We start from the raw sequence: 15,316 nt of genomic DNA, 5'->3' as shown, positions 1-15,316 counted from the left end.
CTGCAGGGCAGGTTGCCCACGTGTTACTCACCCGTCCGCCGCTAAACCAAAGGAGCAAGCTCCAATGGTTCCGCTCGACTTGCATGTATTAGGCACGCCGCCAGCGTTCGTCCTGAGCCAGGATCAAACTCTCCATTATAGAGTAGTTGATTGCTCAATACTGCTGGCGTATCGCCGTCCCGAAAGACGCACGATTCGCTTGATCTGCATACGCTGATCAGTAAGTTGTGTCGCGATCGCTCGCGACTGTATTATTGACGTTTTGCTGTTCAGTTTTCAAGGTTCATGTTGTGCGCCTTGTTTTGGCGACTTGATTACTATATCCTTTTTAAAACTCGATGTCAATACTATTTTGAAATATTTTTAACAGCTTGTTTCGAGGACATTTATTACTATAAACCGCCTGCTAAAAAAAATCAAGCACTTTTCCGAAAAAAGATTTTTCTAATTCTTTTGTAATCAGCTATAAAAAATAATAGCCCTGCGATCACAATGCTTCCACCAATAATTTGTGATTTGCTAACCAGTTCTCCAAGTATAAAATATGCCAAGATTGCCGCCCCTACTGGCTCAAATAAGATAGCAATAGATATTACATTTGTGCTTACCCACTTCACAGCCCAATTAAATAAAGTATGTCCAAGGAGATTTGGGATAAGAGCTAATAGAAAAAACCACATCCATTCTTCTTTTGGATAAGGGCCAAAAGATTCTCCTTTAGCAATAATATAGAAAAATAGCGTTATGGTACTAAAACTGTAAACAATAAATGTGTATGTCACTAAAGATAATCGTTTTCGCACATCTTGACCAAATAATAAATAAGCAGTAATCAACGCACAAGCAATGAGCGCCAGTATATCACCAAATAATGCGCTTCCACTTACCTGAAAGTCTCCGTAAGCAATAACAATACTTCCAGTGATTGCAACAGCCCCAGAGATCAAGGTTTTTGCAGAGAGGCGCTCTTTAAAGAAAAAGTAGGTGCCAGCAAATGCAAATAGAGGTTGTAATGTTACTAAAACAGTGGAACTCGCTACAGAAGTATAGTTAAGTGATTCGAACCAGAGGATAAAATGGAAAGCCAAAAAGATACCAGCGATTGCTGAAAAAATCCAGTCTCTTCTATTTAGTTTCTTTATTTCCGGCAAGTAGCTATAGAGGAATACTGGAGACATTAATAGAATAGAAAATAACATCCGGTAAAATGCAGTAACACCTGCATCTGCTGTGGTCATTTTAACAAAAATTGCAGACATAGCAACTGAGATAACTCCGACCAGAATAGGGATATAAGGATGAATCGTTGGTTTTTCCATTGAGCACCTCTTGTTGCATCAGATTTTGACATCACTTTTTAGTTTGCCATTTGCCGGCTTTACATTCAACCGCAAAGTGAAATGGAGGTCGTTATTTTGGAATTTTTCAGCGCATTCGAAATTTCTTCATTCGAAACATTTATGAAATTAGCTATTGCTGCCGTTTTAAGTTTAGTTATAGGGTTGGAAAGGGAATTAAAGAGGAAGCCTGTTGGGTTGAAGACAAGCTTGGTCATTGCTACATTCAGCTGTTTATTAACTATTATTTCAATTGAATCTGCTTATATTGCAGAAGCGAGTAGCCATGAGGGTGTAAATATCACAATGGATCCGCTCCGGCTTGCAGCTCAAATTGTTTCAGGTATCGGATTTCTGGGAGCTGGCGTTATATTGAAGCGAGGGAACGATTCGATTTCCGGATTGACGACTGCAGCAATGATTTGGGGATCTGGCGGAATTGGCATTGCTGTCGCTGCCGGTTTTTACATTGAAGCAATAACTGCTGTCTTGCTAGTGATTATTGGGATTGAAGTAATCCCCCCTCTCCTTTTCCATTTTGGACCAAAACGCCTGAGACAGATAGAAGCAAGACTCACCGTTTACGTTATGGAAGAGAAAGCTATCAGTGAAGTAATGGAAGAGCTTGATTCCAGTGGCATGACCATTGAAACCTTGTCAATTCTTCACTCTGAGCTTCAAAACGGAACTTGGTACTACAAACTTTCGATCCGCATGTCTTACGCACAAGAAAAAGAAACTATCGAATTATACAAGGAGGTTTCTTCTATTAATAGTGTAAAACAAGTGGATATCGAAATGATTAACTGAAGGGGGAATTTTTTTGGGAGAATTTTTCGGATTGTTAAAGGGTGGAAATAAACCATCTCTTTATGCAGCACTCATTAATACGTTTATTGCTATCATGAAAGGCGTCGCCTTTACTTTTACCGGAAATGTGGCCATGTTTGCCGAAACGATGCACTCAATCGGTGACGCGGCGAACCAATATTTTGTTTTTATTGGATCTGCCTTATCGAAAAAAGCTCCGACTAAGCGTTTTCCGAATGGGTTTGGCAGGCTGTTAAATTTAGTTTTGCTTGCAGCCGTTCTAATTGTGGGAATCATGGCTTATGAAACCATCCGCGAAGGCTGGCACCAAATGTTGCATCCGATTGAGGCGGAAGGCTTTATTATTAGCGTTGTTGTTCTATCGATTGCGATTTTACTCGAGTTGTTTGTTCTTTATAAAGCCGGTAAAGAAGTACTGCATGAAGCTGGAGTTAAAGGCGGCGCACTTGCTCCTCTCACCACGAGCTTTACTCATTTGAACCGTGCAAAACCAGCTACAAAACTGGTTTTCCTGGAAGACTTAGTTGCAACTTCTGGTGGTTTGCTGGCTCTAGTTGCTGTCTTGATTGCACACTATACCGGATTTCTGCAAATTGAAGGAGCGGCATCCATTGCAATCGGTTTAATGATGTTCTACGTTGTAACTAAAATTTTCTTGGATAATGCACGTGGGGTCATTGGAGAAACAGATGAGCAAATGGTTAATCATATTGCACATCTCCTTTCTGACAGACCTGCTGTCAAAGATATTCGCGAGCTGGAAGTAGTTAAGGAGGGTGAATTTTTGCATGTTGAAACTTTGGTGGAAGTTGACCCTAACCTAACTGTCAAGGAAGCTGACGAATTGCAAAACCGTTTGGCTGAACTTATTTTGAGCCAGCCTAGCGTTGATGATGTGATCGTTTCACTAGATGCAGATGATGGCGAAAAACACTGGGTACATGTTAGTAAACGGCCAGATTCATTGAAGAAACCCGAATAAAAAAATCCCGATGCATCATGCATCGGGATTTTTCTATATTATAGCGAAGCTTGCAGGATTTTCTCTACATCTTTTCCGTTCAATTTATTGAAGTTGCCGAATTCGCCGTAGACGAGGGTTTTGTCGACAATGTCCGAGAAGCGGGAATCATCGATGTCATAATCTTTCAGGCTGCTTGGAGCCCCAATCGATGTCCAGAATTCGACGAGACGGTCGATTCCTTCGTTTGCGATTTGTTCTTCAGATTTGTTTGCAGGATCGATGCCGAATACACGAATAGCCATTTGGGCAAATCGTGACGGGTTGACAGGAACATTATGGCGCATCCACTGAGGGAATAAAATCGCCAAGCCACCTGCATGGGGAATGTCATAAATAGCAGAGACCGCGTGCTCAATATTGTGGGATGCCCAGTCTCCGTTATAGCCCATCTGCAGGAAGTTATTTAGCCCCATAGTACCGGCAAACAGAATAGTTTCACGGTGCTCGTAGCTTTCGAGGTTTTCCATGAGCTTCGGTGCTGTCTCAATTACAGCTCGCAGCACGCCTTCGATCATCTGGTCCTGTACCGGTGTATTCGTTGCATTGTGGTAATACTGCTCAAACATATGAGACATCATATCTACTACTCCGTAGACTGTATGGTCACGTGGTACAGATTTCGTGTAGCTCGGGTCCAGAATAGAGAATTTCGGGAAGGTCAGCGGGCTGCCCCAGCCGTATTTTTCTTCTGTTTCTTCATTTGTGATAACAGAACCGGCGTTCATTTCTGAGCCTGTAGCTGCCAAAGTCAAGACTGTGCCGAACGGCAAGACTTCCTCGGGTGTCGCTTTACGCGTGACAAAATCCCATGCATCGCCATCGTATTTTGCTCCGGCTGCGATGAGTTTTGTGCAGTCGATGACAGAACCTCCGCCAACTGCTAGCAGCATGTCGATGTTCTCTTGCTTGCAGATTTCAATTCCGCGTTTTGCTGTTGATAGGCGTGGGTTTGGCTCTACGCCAGAAAGTTCATGGATCTCGACGCCCATTTCATTCAGCGTGGCCATAACTTCGTCGTAAAGGCCGTTTTTCTTGATGCTGCCTCCGCCATATACGACCAATACTTTTTTGCCATAATTCGGCACTTCGTTTTTCAATGCTTCCAATTGCCCTTTGCCAAAAATCAATTTGACTGGGTTATAGAAAGAAAATGCGTTCATCTAATCTCCTCCTCCGAAATACGTTCAGTTTTCATTATGGATTTTCAATCCTGAAAAAGCAAAACATTGAGCACAAGAAAACCGCCCGGCTAATGCCGAGCGGTTGGTTTTTATACCCATCCACGGAAGCGTGAAGCTTCTGCAGTTCTTCTAGCACCGACCATATACGCTGCAAGGCGCATGTCGATATTCCGGTTCATGGCCACGTTGTATACGTTCTCAAAAGCTTCCACCAATTTCTTCTCGAGCTTCTCGTCGACTTCTTCCTGCGTCCAGTAATAACCTTGGTTATTCTGTACCCATTCAAAGTAAGAAACTGTGACGCCGCCAGAACTTGCGAGCACGTCAGGCACAAGCAAGATTCCGCGGTCTGTTAAAATTTTCGTTGCTTCAGCCGTTGTCGGCCCGTTTGCAGCTTCTACTACAATAGAAGCTTTGATATCATGTGCGTTTTCTTCTGTGATCTGGTTCGCAATTGCTGCGGGTACCAGGATATCACAATCGATTTCAAACAATTGCTTGTTGGTAATTGTGTTATCGAACAGTGTTGTGACGGTCCCGAAGCTGTCGCGGCGGTCAAGGAGATAATCGATGTCCAAGCCTTCCGGATCGTGCAATGCACCGTAAGCATCGGAAATGCCGACGACTTTGGCCCCTGCATCGTGCAGGAATTTCGCTAAGAAACTCCCAGCATTGCCGAAGCCTTGAATGACTACGCGCGCACCTTTCATATCGAGTCCGCGTTTTTTCGCCGCTTCATTGATCACGATTGTGACGCCTTGTGCAGTTGCTTTGTCACGGCCTTGTGAGCCGCCAAGCACAATCGGCTTACCTGTAATGAATCCTGGTGAGTTGAATTCGTCAATCTTGCTGTATTCGTCGAACATCCAGGCCATGATTTGCGAGTTTGTAAATACATCTGGTGCAGGGATGTCCTTGTTCGGTCCGACAATCTGGCTAATGGCGCGTACATAGCCACGGCTCAGCTTTTCGATTTCGTGCATGGACATTTCACGCGGGTCGCAAATGATGCCGCCTTTACCGCCGCCGTATGGCAAGTCCACGATTCCGCATTTCAATGTCATCCACATGGAAAGCGCGATAACCTCGTCGCGGTTCACATCAGGGTGGAAGCGGACTCCCCCCTTAGTTGGGCCGACAGCGTCGTTATGCTGCGCACGGAATCCCGTGAACACTTTGGTTTTCCCATCGTCCATTCGAATCGGGATACGCACTTCCAAGATCCGCATCGGCTCCTTCAGAAGTTCATACATCGAATCTTCGTATCCAAGTTTGTCCAATGCAATTTTAATGACATCCTGCGTTGACGTCAACAAGTTCAAGTTTTCAGCCATTGTTTAGTTTCGCCTCTTTGTGTTTTAGTAATTACCCGCATCTAGTGTAACATGGCAAACTTCCATTTGCCACATCGATTGTTATTTTGTGAACACTTGGTGAATACGCTCAAGTGCCCAGTCCAGCTCTTCTTTTGTGATGATGAGCGGCGGTGCAAAACGGATGACTGTGTCATGCGTTTCTTTGCACAAAAGCCCGAGTTCTTTCAGCTGTTCGCAGTAAGGACGCGCAGCTTCAGTCAATTCCATCCCGATGAACAAGCCGCGTCCGCGGACTTCTTTGATTACAGGATGGTCGAGCTTTTTCAGTTCATCCATGAAGTAAGTGCCGAGCTCCTGCGAGCGTTCCGTGAGGTTTTCGTCTTGGATGACTTGCATGGAAGCAATCGACACAGCACAAGCTAACGGATTGCCACCGAAAGTGGAGCCGTGCGAACCCGGATTGAATACGCCAAGCACTTCATTGTCTGCGACGACACAAGAGATCGGGAATACTCCGCCTCCAAGTGCTTTCCCGAGAATGTACATATCCGGATCTACATCTTCCCATTCGCAGGCAAACATTTTGCCGGTACGCGCAAGGCCGCACTGGATTTCGTCAGCGATGAATAAGACATTGTTTTCGCGGCAAAGTTCGCGCGCTGCTTTCAAGAAGCCTTTTGGCGGCATGATGATTCCGGCTTCGCCTTGGATCGGCTCAATAAGGAAGGCTGCAGTATTCGGCGTAATGGCATTTTTCAATGCGTCCAAATCACCGAATGGCACGATGTTGATGCCTGGGAGCATCGGGCCGAAACCTCTGCGGTATTCAGGATCAGATGAAAGTGACACAGCAGTCATCGTACGGCCATGGAAGTTGCCCTCGCATGCAATGATTTCTGCCTTGTTCTCTTCAACGCCTTTAACATCATATGCCCAGCGGCGTGCGGCTTTGATGGCTGTTTCTACAGCTTCCGCTCCCGTGTTCATCGGTAGAGCCATTTCTTTTCCTGAAATTTTGCAGATCATTTCATACCACGGCGCCAATTGGTCGTTATGGAACGCGCGGGAGGTCAAAGTTACACGGTCGGCTTGATCTTTCAACGCCTGGATGATTTTCTGGTGGCGGTGGCCTTGGTTTACTGCTGAATAGGCAGAGAGCATGTCCATGAATTTATTGCCCTCAGGATCCGTTACCCATACGCCTTCAGCTTGCGAGATGACGATTGGCAGTGGATGGTAGTTCTTTGCCCCGTACTGTTCAGTTTTTTCAATAATTGACTGTGTTTGTGTCATTCCAAATTCCTCCTTTAAATTAAGGCTAGACCCGCTGAGCTCTTAAGCTGATGGAGCACTATTCATAGATGTATGCGCTTAACGGAACCTTTTTTAAAAAAAGGCAGACACGGAGTCTGCCTTTTGTGCATCATTATATCATTAAGCGAATAATTAAAACATTTCAGAAGTTGTTTGTGCTTGCATATGAAGAACCAAGTAATCTGGCCCGCCTGCTTTTGAGTCCGTACCGGACATGTTGAATCCGCCGAATGACTGGTAACCTACGATTGCGCCTGTGCATCCGCGGTTAAAGTACAAGTTGCCGACATGGAATTCTTCACGAGCATATTCGAGGTGCTCGCGGTTGTTTGTGACGACACCGCCAGTCAAACCGTATTCAGTGTTATTGGCGATTGCGATTGCTTCTTTGAAGTCTTTAGCTTTCATCAAGCCGACTACCGGCCCGAAGATTTCTTCTTGCATGATGCGGGCTTGTGGATCCAAGTCAGCGAAAACCGTTGGGTTCACGAAGAATCCTGTTGAATCGTCGCCGTCTCCACCTGCAACTAGGCGTCCTTCGCCTTTACCGATTTCGATATAATCCATGATTTTCTTATACGAGTTGCCATCGATGACAGGACCCATGAAGTTCGACTGGTCAACCGTGTTGCCGATTGTCAGTTCATTTGTCAGTTCTACTACACGCTCGAGTACTTCGTCGTAGACATCTTCCACGATCACTGCACGTGATCCTGCAGAACATTTCTGGCCGCTGAAGCCAAAAGCAGATTTGACGATGGATTGTGCAGCAAGCTCGAGGTCTGCATTGTTGTTAACAACCATTGTGTTTTTGCCGCCCATTTCAGCGATCAAGCGTTTCATCCAGATTTGGCCTTCATTCACTTTAGAAGAACGTTCTGCAATGCGCAAACCTACTTCTTTTGAACCTGTGAATGAAATGAAGCGAGTGTTCGGGTGGTCTACCAAATAGTCGCCGACTTCAGATCCCGGTCCTGGAATATAGTTGACGACGCCTTTAGGCATGCCTGCTTCTTCCAATACTTCGATGAATTTATAAGCGACAACCGGAGTTGTTGAAGCTGGCTTCAAGAGCACTGTGTTGCCTGCTACCATCGCTGCAACTGTTGTACCCGCCATGATCGCGAATGCAAAGTTCCACGGAGAGATGACTACGCCGACGCCGAGTGGAATATAGTCGTAGCGGTTGTACTCGCCTGGGCGGCTTTCCATTGGCATGCCATCTTTTAGGCGCAGCATTTGGCGGCCATAGTATTCAAGGAAATCGATTGCTTCTGCAGTATCTGCATCCGCTTCGTTCCATGGTTTACCTGCTTCTTTAGTTAAAAGTGCTGAGAATTCGTGTTTGCGGCGGCGAATGATCGCTGCTGCTCTGAACAACACGTCAGCACGTACTTCAGGTTTCACTTTTTTCCATGTTTTGAAAGCAGCATCTGCTTCTTGCATGGCTTTTTCAGCTAGTTCTTTATTTGATTTGGAGACGCGCCCAACGATTTCTTCTTTATCCGCCGGATTGAATGAAACGATTTTGTCTTCAGTCGTTACGCGTTCTCCGCCGATAATTAGCGGGTAATCCTGGCCGAGGTATCCTTCAACCGTTTTCAGGCCTTCCAAGTATGCATTGCGATTCTCCTCGATCGAGAAATCTGTGAATGGTTCATGTTTGTAGGGAATCATTGGGAATCCTCCTTATAATTGAGCGAGCGCAAAAAAAATTTGCACTCTTAATCTGTTTCCACTTATAATAATGCAAAAGATTATTGCGTTTTTCAAGTATTTTAATCTAAAAAGTCAAAATAATTTTGAGGTGATGGCCATGAACGATGCGCAAATAGACTTGGCCCCTTTTTATAAATTCGCTGGAGATCACGTGGCTGTAGGGATACACGCCATCGACAGCAAAGGGAAGACCATTTTATACAACCGCAAGATGAGAGAGATTGAAGGCTTTGATTTTCAGGAATTGACAGACCGATCACTTTTGGAAATGTTCCGTTTTGACCAAACGCAGAGCACATTGCTTCAAGTGCTAACGAGCGGCACTCCGATTTTGAACATTAAGCAGACGTATTGGAACCGGAAAGGGCAAGAAATCACTACCATCAACGACAGTTATCCAGTGTTTGAAGGCGAAATGCTGATCGGGGCGATTGAACTTGCACGGGATGTGACGACCTTGGAGCGGGTCATCTACCAGCCGCTGAAAAAATACGAGGAGCCGATTACTTTCGCCAGTTTAACTGCCGTATCGGCGAGCATGAAAAACATTATTGCCCGCGCCGAAAAAGCCGCAGCCGCGAAACTGCCCGTGTTATTAGTTGGCGAATCCGGAACCGGCAAAGAGTTGCTCGCGGAAGCGATTCATTCCGCCCATGCTTCCGAGCTTCCGATGCATATTCTCTATTGCCACGGCACCGATAGCCGGTTGATTGACGAGGTAGATAAGGAAATCGACCGCATGAGGCACGGCACGATTTATTGCGAACGCATCGATCTTTTGCCACGCGCTTTGCAAGTGCAGCTGCTTGAAGTCGTTGAACGGCACGCAGCAGGCGATTGTTATTTTGTTGCAAGCGTCGGCGACGATCCGGTCGAGTTGATTTCTTCCAACACCTTGGTAAAGGACTTGTATTATTTCTTCTCGGCAATGACCATCAAAGTGGAACCGCTGCGCCGCAGGAAAGAAGACATCCTGCCGTTTGTCGATGACTATTTCTCCCGTCACCGGATGAAAGTCGGGTCGGTCATCCGTTCCCTATCGGATGAAGTGGAGAAATTGTTCCTCAACTACGACTGGCCTGGAAATTTGAAAGAGCTGGAATTGCTGCTGGATGAAATCACGTCCCTTGTTACGACACAGGAAATAGTGACTGCTTCCATGTTACCGCATCACTTTAAGCTGAAAACCCAAAGCGGATTGCTGCAGCCGGAAGATTTCCTTGTTCGCTCCGATAAAGATTTGTTGTCTCTGGAGGAATACTTACAGGAAGCGGAGATGTATTACCTGGAGAGAGCGATGGACCTGTTTGGGGGCAATGTAACAAAAGCCGCCCAGGCACTCGGCATGAGCCGCCAAAATCTTCAATACCGCCTGCGGAAAATCAAAAAAAACGCCCAATCGACGTAAGGTCGATTGGACGTTTTGCTATAGACTTATTGGCCAGAACGTTTGATCCATTCCTGCATCTTGTCTTTCAATGTGTTAAAGCCTTCAGAGTCACTTTCGTTCACGTGAGACTGAAGTGATTGACGTGGCTTTTCGCTTTTTTGAGCTGCCGGCGGCTGTTCTTGCAAAGCGCGGATCGACAAGCTGATTTTTTTCGATTTGCTATCGACGTCCAATACTTTTACGTCTACTTCCTGTCCAACAGACAAGTATTCGCTGACTTCTTTCACATAACCGTGCGTGATTTCTGAAATGTGTACAAGTCCTTGTGTTTGGTCGTCAAGTGCAACGAATGCACCGTATGGCTGGATTCCTGTTACTTTGCCGGAGACTTTATCTCCTGTTTGATACGTTTTTGTCATAGTTAACCGCTCCTAGTCTTTATCTAAATTACTGTACACCTATTGGCATCTGTATATTATAGCACAGGTTCCTTATAAGAGTAAAATCAGTAATTAGGAAAGAGCTCGAAGCGCCAACCATCAGGCGTCAAGACCATCATCAGCTGTTCGTGCCAGACTTCGGATGCGCCCGTTTCGTAGCTAATTTGCAAATTCGCATCCACTTGGTCGAGAACATTTAAATCCGACGCAGCAAACGACATACTTGTCATATTTTCGAATCCGGCGACCATATGGCTACTGGCAAAATTACGCCAAAACTCTGCTTCCCTTTCTTTCACTCCTGGTTGGAGTAATTTATTGGCAACCGCTATGTTCTCTTTGTCAATCGCGTGCAATAAAGCGTAAGCGATGACAAATGGACGCGTGTCATCCGGCAGCTTTTTGTTGTTTGCCAATAATTCATAGGCTTTCAAGCCACGTTTTTGCAGTTCTGGGTTCGATCCCTGTGAAAATTCTTGCAGTTCGTATTGGATCAGCCAAATCTGGTCACGTTCAGTCACCAATGCCGGCTGAAGCGGATTGGATTGGTGAAATCCAATATCCTGCTCTTCGTACATCACCGACGGGTGGATCATCACTTTCTCGTAGATACGCTGCGTCATTTCTTCCCGAATCTCTACCCATAATGCAGTTTCCGTCAATTCAGGAATTGGCTCCCAATCAACCATATACTCTTCTAGACTTGGCTTGAGTTCACTGTCAGCTAAAAGATGGTACATCGTTTCTGGGTCCTTCTCATGATTGGCGTAGAAATAAAGAAAGTAAATGTCTAAGGGCTGAACACCGGCTAGTAAATTCGTATCATGCGATTTTTTGAAACGCGTATACAGCTCTTTCACACGACTGTAATCAAAATCTGCCAAGTCCACCATTTCCGATTCCACTTGAAAATCGCCATTTGGCAAAGTTTCACTGAGCTCTCCCTGCTGTGCCAGCTTAAGAATTGCCAGGCTGTCGCCGTATTCTAAGTTGTCCAAGAAAGCGGAATGTTGCCAGCCGCTGTCTTCCATTTCGTTAATCACCGGCAGCAGGATGGCCGCCAATGCGTCATGGTAAGTCAGCGTTTTCCAAAACTCGCGGATTTCAGGTTTAACAACACCATCCGTATAAATATCTTGTTCTGCGCCTTTCAAGATTTGCCAAACGGTTTGTTCATATATGACTTCGATTTCAGCTTTTAATTTGCTATCGGTCGGTTCTTCAACCAATAGGTAAAGCATTTTGTAAAATTCATTGGAGAGCTGGAACGGTTCCACTAGCCAGCCTTGCTCATCAAAATAGGGATAGACAGCAAAGATTTCTAGATACATATGTGCAAATGGATGCGTCTGGAATTGCGGTAGCCACTGCAATGATTCGGTATCCTTGATCAATAAGTACATTCTATCAGGCTCTGTCAGACGAAAGCGCAGTCCGTATTCGCCCCAGGAAGTGAGCAATTGTTTCAATTCAGCTGATGCACCCGGAATATCTTCTATTAACAACTGGGGCTTACCGTAATGCTCAGATGAAGCGGGCAATTGATCTTCATTGTTTTTTAGAATGCCCTCCGCAAACTCCTGCAGTTCATTTGTTTTCTCCAAATATAATTGCATAAATCGGTCTATTTCGTCGAACTCCATATGACCAGAATTGGCCAAGGATTCGGTCATTCCTTTCGGCGTCTCGACCATCCATAGTAGTTCTTCCATCTGTTGAGCGAAGAGTTTCGCATCGTCTTCGTGCTGCTTCAAGTTGCTGCGGCTGAACAACTCCTCATTTTTTTCGTCAGCTTTAGCCACATAGGCAAACTCGACGAATTCCTCTTCTTCCAAGCCGAGGCGTTGTTTGGCATTTTCTCGCGTTTCCTCGTACTGCTGTTCCATCTCTTCCGCCATCTCCTGTGTTAATTGCCCTTCTGATGCTTCAGCGGCGGATGGCAGGCGGAAGCTGTCGAAGAAAAAAGACGCTCCGACGACGCCTGCGAGCAAGGCAATCGCTGCTGCGACAATCCACGTTGCTGGCTTTTTCACTGCCGGCACTTGCCGGTGTGGCGCTTCGGCCGGGCTGATGTGATCTTCCATCAGTACTTCCCCATCCGGCAGCTTGACCCGCTTGATTGATTTTTCCAGGAATTCGAGCCGCTGAAGAAGTTCTTGTTGATCTGCTATAGCCAACTTCTCTGCTAATTCGCTTTTTGCGCTGTCTACTAAACCGAGTATTTCTGGTTCATCTAGTTGTAGTACCTGTGCGGCAAAGGATGCGTTTCGTCCATTCACCAAATAAAGGACGGCTGCTATGCGCTGATTGAGCGGCAATGATTGCAGCGCGAAATGGCTTTCCCGGTCTTCTTGAAAGCCGATCAAACTCCCGTCGTTTTGCAAATCGGGAAATTGCGCAAGTTGCGCTGCAGCAGCGCAATAGAGATACAGCTCCTTATCGTCCGCTGCATACGATTTTCCCGCAGATTCCCAGAGATTCTGAATAAAGGCATTCGTGTGGTCGGCAGACATACCATTTTGGTAAGCGAATCTCCTGAGCTTATCTGCTAGTCGCATCATAGATTCGTTGCTTTGATGATCCGGTCCTAGTGAATTGCTGTTTTCGTCCATCTCCCCATCAGCTCTCTTTCTGGTGAATTTCCTTTTATTTCTATTATACAGAAGAAATTCAATGCATTTTTAAATAATTCTATTTTTTTCTGGGGGGCTCGTGTAAAATAGTGAAATCTAATCGATTTAGGAGGAACCAATTATGAAAGCACGTGAACAATGGACGTCCAAGATCGGTTTCATACTCGCAGCAGCCGGCAGTGCAATCGGCCTCGGGGCGATTTGGAAGTTCCCATACGAAACCGGCGCAAACGGGGGCAGCGTATTCATTTTGCTGTTTATCTTGAGCACCGTCTTGATCGGTTTGCCGATCTTGCTTGCTGAATTCGTCATCGGGCGCCGCGGACAGGCAGATGCCGTTAGCGGACTCAAAAAACAAGCACCCGGAAAGCCTTGGTATTTAATCGGCTGGTCCGGATTTATTTTTTCTTTCTTGATCCTTTCCTTTTACAGTGTAGTCGGTGGCTGGGTGCTGTCGTATCTAGTACGCGCCGTTACCTTGCAATTGTCGGGGCTCGGTGATGCAGATTTTGCCGAGTTGTTTGGCGGCATTATCAGCAATCCATGGGAAGTGCTGATCGCACAGGCAGCGTTTATGGGATTGACGATTTGGATTGTCCAAGGGGGCATAAAAGCCGGTATTGAACGCGCCAGTAAAATCATGATGCCGGCCTTGCTCATCTTCTTCGTCATCTTGATGATCCGTTCATTGACACTCGACGGGGCGATGGAAGGCATTCGCTTTATGTTCGTGCCAGACTGGTCGTTCTTCAATTTCGAAACGGCACTTGTCGCTCTCGGGCAAGCGTTCTTCTCCTTGAGCGTCGGTGTTGCCGGAATGATCACTTATGCATCCTACTTGAAGAAATCCGAAAATTTGACGCGTTCAGCTGTAAGCGTTGTGACTTTGAACATCGTCATTTCCATCATGGCCGGGTTGATCATCTTCCCGGCAGTATTTGCACTTGATTACTTGCCGGATCAAGGGCCGGGGCTAGTCTTCATCATCTTGCCGGCCATTTTCGACCAATTGTTCATGGGGCAATTCCTGATCATCATTTTCTTCGTCCTATTATTGTTCGCTACTTTGACCTCATCCATCTCGATGCTTGAGATTACGGTATCGATCGCCGTCAAAAACAAATACGACCGCCGCCGCCGTCTGGCATTCATCATCGGCTTGGCAATTTTCGTTGTCGGCATTCCGAGCGCTTTGTCGTTTGGCGTCATGAGCGAGCCCGTTTTCTTCGGCTATACCTTCTTTGACTTCATGGATATCTTGACGAGCCGTATTGGCTTGCCGCTCGGTGCATTGTTCATCTCTTTGTTTGCCGGATATGTCCTCAGCAATAAAGATGCGCATAATGAACTGACACAGCAAAAGACGTGGGTTGAAGTGTGGCGTGTGTTGGTGCGCTATGTTGCACCTGCTGCTATCGTCATCGTCTTCATCAACGGCATGATCGATATCTTTACTTGATTCCATTGTTCGAAAAATGCCACAACTCTTTATATAAGAAAACACTCCTGCGTGGTATAATAGAGCTAGAAGGAAGTCTTTAAGAAAAGGAGTGTATGACTTTGAAAAAAGATTTGCACACCCAATTGAAAATGCTGCGGGAAGAACGCAATTTGTCGCTCGATGACTTGTCCTTAAAGACACGCATCGGCACAGCACGGCTTGAATCCTATGAAAGCGGCGAAGAAGTACCATCCGTCCAAACGATCCTTGTGCTATCGAATGCACTCGAAGTTCCTGCTTCCAATTTGCTTGACGGGTTGGAAACAACAAAATAAAAAAGCTCCGGCAATGTGCCGAAGCTTTTTTATTTTGGCTTTTTTCAAATGATGTGTTTCGCTTCATACTTTACAGCCAATAGCTTATAGGAAACTTCTACGCATTTTTCCAGCGGAATCCATTGCTTGAATCTTGATTCGTATATGCCTTGGATCGCTTTCGCTAAATCTGATGGATGGTCGATATCGTGCAGCTTGTCGATGACATCGGCAGCTTCTGTATTGTATTCGCCCGTGCCGACAGAAAAGGGGTCCCACCCTTCCATAATTCTCAGCGCTCTTTTATCCATGTTCACCGTATCCATTCGCTTTCACCTATCATTCCTGTATCGTTACCAGCTATAATATCATAGAA

The 15,316-nt window shown here is 45.8% G+C and carries 13 protein-coding genes and 1 rRNA gene; 5 read left to right on the top strand and 9 right to left on the bottom strand.

Annotated features, from left to right (window positions below):
* Together KTG14_RS11230 and KTG14_RS11225 are read right to left on the bottom strand one after the other, a co-directional pair.
* A 16S ribosomal RNA gene (locus KTG14_RS11230) occupies nucleotides 1–139 on the bottom strand; the annotation flags it as partial.
* Between the two features lie 277 nt (nucleotides 140–416).
* Nucleotides 417–1,319, bottom strand: a complete 903-nt coding sequence (locus tag KTG14_RS11225) for a DMT family transporter (protein WP_216971026.1) — start codon at nucleotides 1,317–1,319, stop codon at nucleotides 417–419.
* Between the two features lie 141 nt (nucleotides 1,320–1,460).
* On the opposite strand from KTG14_RS11225, the gene KTG14_RS11220 reads away from it, so the two are divergent.
* Both KTG14_RS11220 and KTG14_RS11215 read left to right on the top strand, forming a co-directional pair.
* On the top strand, nucleotides 1,461–2,147 hold the full coding sequence (locus KTG14_RS11220) for an MgtC/SapB family protein (RefSeq protein WP_483313507.1): 687 nt from the start codon (nucleotides 1,461–1,463) through the stop codon (nucleotides 2,145–2,147).
* A 13-nt stretch (nucleotides 2,148–2,160) separates the two neighbouring features.
* On the top strand, nucleotides 2,161–3,150 hold the full coding sequence (locus KTG14_RS11215) for a cation diffusion facilitator family transporter (RefSeq protein WP_211653779.1): 990 nt from the start codon (nucleotides 2,161–2,163) through the stop codon (nucleotides 3,148–3,150).
* A gap of 38 nt (nucleotides 3,151–3,188) precedes the next feature.
* Here the strand turns inward: KTG14_RS11215 and KTG14_RS11210 are convergent, their stop codons facing one another.
* The 4 genes from KTG14_RS11210 to pruA form a co-directional block, all read right to left on the bottom strand.
* Nucleotides 3,189–4,352 carry an iron-containing alcohol dehydrogenase gene (locus KTG14_RS11210; protein ID WP_216971024.1) on the bottom strand — a complete coding sequence of 388 codons (1,164 nt, stop codon included), beginning with the start codon at nucleotides 4,350–4,352 and terminating at the stop codon, nucleotides 3,189–3,191.
* A 110-nt stretch (nucleotides 4,353–4,462) separates the two neighbouring features.
* Complete coding sequence (locus KTG14_RS11205) at nucleotides 4,463–5,707, bottom strand: Glu/Leu/Phe/Val family dehydrogenase (RefSeq protein WP_216971023.1); 1,245 nt, start codon at nucleotides 5,705–5,707, stop codon at nucleotides 4,463–4,465.
* A gap of 81 nt (nucleotides 5,708–5,788) precedes the next feature.
* The gene (locus tag KTG14_RS11200; RefSeq protein WP_216971022.1) at nucleotides 5,789–6,982 is read right to left on the bottom strand and encodes an ornithine--oxo-acid transaminase; all 1,194 of its coding nucleotides are present in this window, start codon (nucleotides 6,980–6,982) and stop codon (nucleotides 5,789–5,791) included.
* A gap of 153 nt (nucleotides 6,983–7,135) precedes the next feature.
* Complete coding sequence (pruA, locus tag KTG14_RS11195; RefSeq protein WP_216971021.1) at nucleotides 7,136–8,680, bottom strand: L-glutamate gamma-semialdehyde dehydrogenase; 1,545 nt, start codon at nucleotides 8,678–8,680, stop codon at nucleotides 7,136–7,138.
* A 139-nt stretch (nucleotides 8,681–8,819) separates the two neighbouring features.
* Between pruA and KTG14_RS11190 the strand changes: the two genes are divergently transcribed.
* A complete protein-coding gene (locus tag KTG14_RS11190) occupies nucleotides 8,820–10,130 on the top strand; it encodes a sigma 54-interacting transcriptional regulator (RefSeq protein WP_216971020.1) in 1,311 nt (436 codons plus the stop codon).
* Between the two features lie 26 nt (nucleotides 10,131–10,156).
* On the opposite strand, the gene yugI is transcribed toward KTG14_RS11190, so the two are convergent.
* Together yugI and KTG14_RS11180 are read right to left on the bottom strand one after the other, a co-directional pair.
* Nucleotides 10,157–10,531, bottom strand: a complete 375-nt coding sequence (gene yugI / locus KTG14_RS11185) for a S1 domain-containing post-transcriptional regulator GSP13 (protein ID WP_216971019.1) — start codon at nucleotides 10,529–10,531, stop codon at nucleotides 10,157–10,159.
* Between the two features lie 86 nt (nucleotides 10,532–10,617).
* Entirely contained in the window at nucleotides 10,618–13,164 is a 2,547-nt protein-coding gene (locus KTG14_RS11180) for a hypothetical protein (protein ID WP_216971018.1), read from the bottom strand.
* A 142-nt stretch (nucleotides 13,165–13,306) separates the two neighbouring features.
* Between KTG14_RS11180 and KTG14_RS11175 the strand changes: the two genes are divergently transcribed.
* Together KTG14_RS11175 and KTG14_RS11170 are read left to right on the top strand one after the other, a co-directional pair.
* Nucleotides 13,307–14,644 (top strand): sodium-dependent transporter, encoded by a 1,338-nt coding sequence (locus KTG14_RS11175; protein WP_216971017.1) that lies wholly within the window; start codon nucleotides 13,307–13,309, stop codon nucleotides 14,642–14,644.
* 101 nt (nucleotides 14,645–14,745) lie between these two features.
* Complete coding sequence (locus tag KTG14_RS11170; protein ID WP_171900955.1) at nucleotides 14,746–14,961, top strand: helix-turn-helix domain-containing protein; 216 nt, start codon at nucleotides 14,746–14,748, stop codon at nucleotides 14,959–14,961.
* A gap of 44 nt (nucleotides 14,962–15,005) precedes the next feature.
* Here KTG14_RS11170 and KTG14_RS11165 read toward each other — a convergent pair whose 3' ends face one another.
* Nucleotides 15,006–15,266, bottom strand: coding sequence for a DUF1871 family protein (locus KTG14_RS11165; RefSeq protein ID WP_216971016.1), 261 nt, complete (start codon nucleotides 15,264–15,266; stop codon nucleotides 15,006–15,008).
* Nucleotides 15,267–15,316 lie beyond the last annotated feature (50 nt).

This window comes from Planococcus sp. CP5-4_YE (genome assembly GCF_019042655.1).
Taxonomy (GTDB): domain Bacteria; phylum Bacillota; class Bacilli; order Bacillales_A; family Planococcaceae; genus Planococcus.
This window is presented reverse-complemented; position numbering and strand designations above follow the sequence as displayed.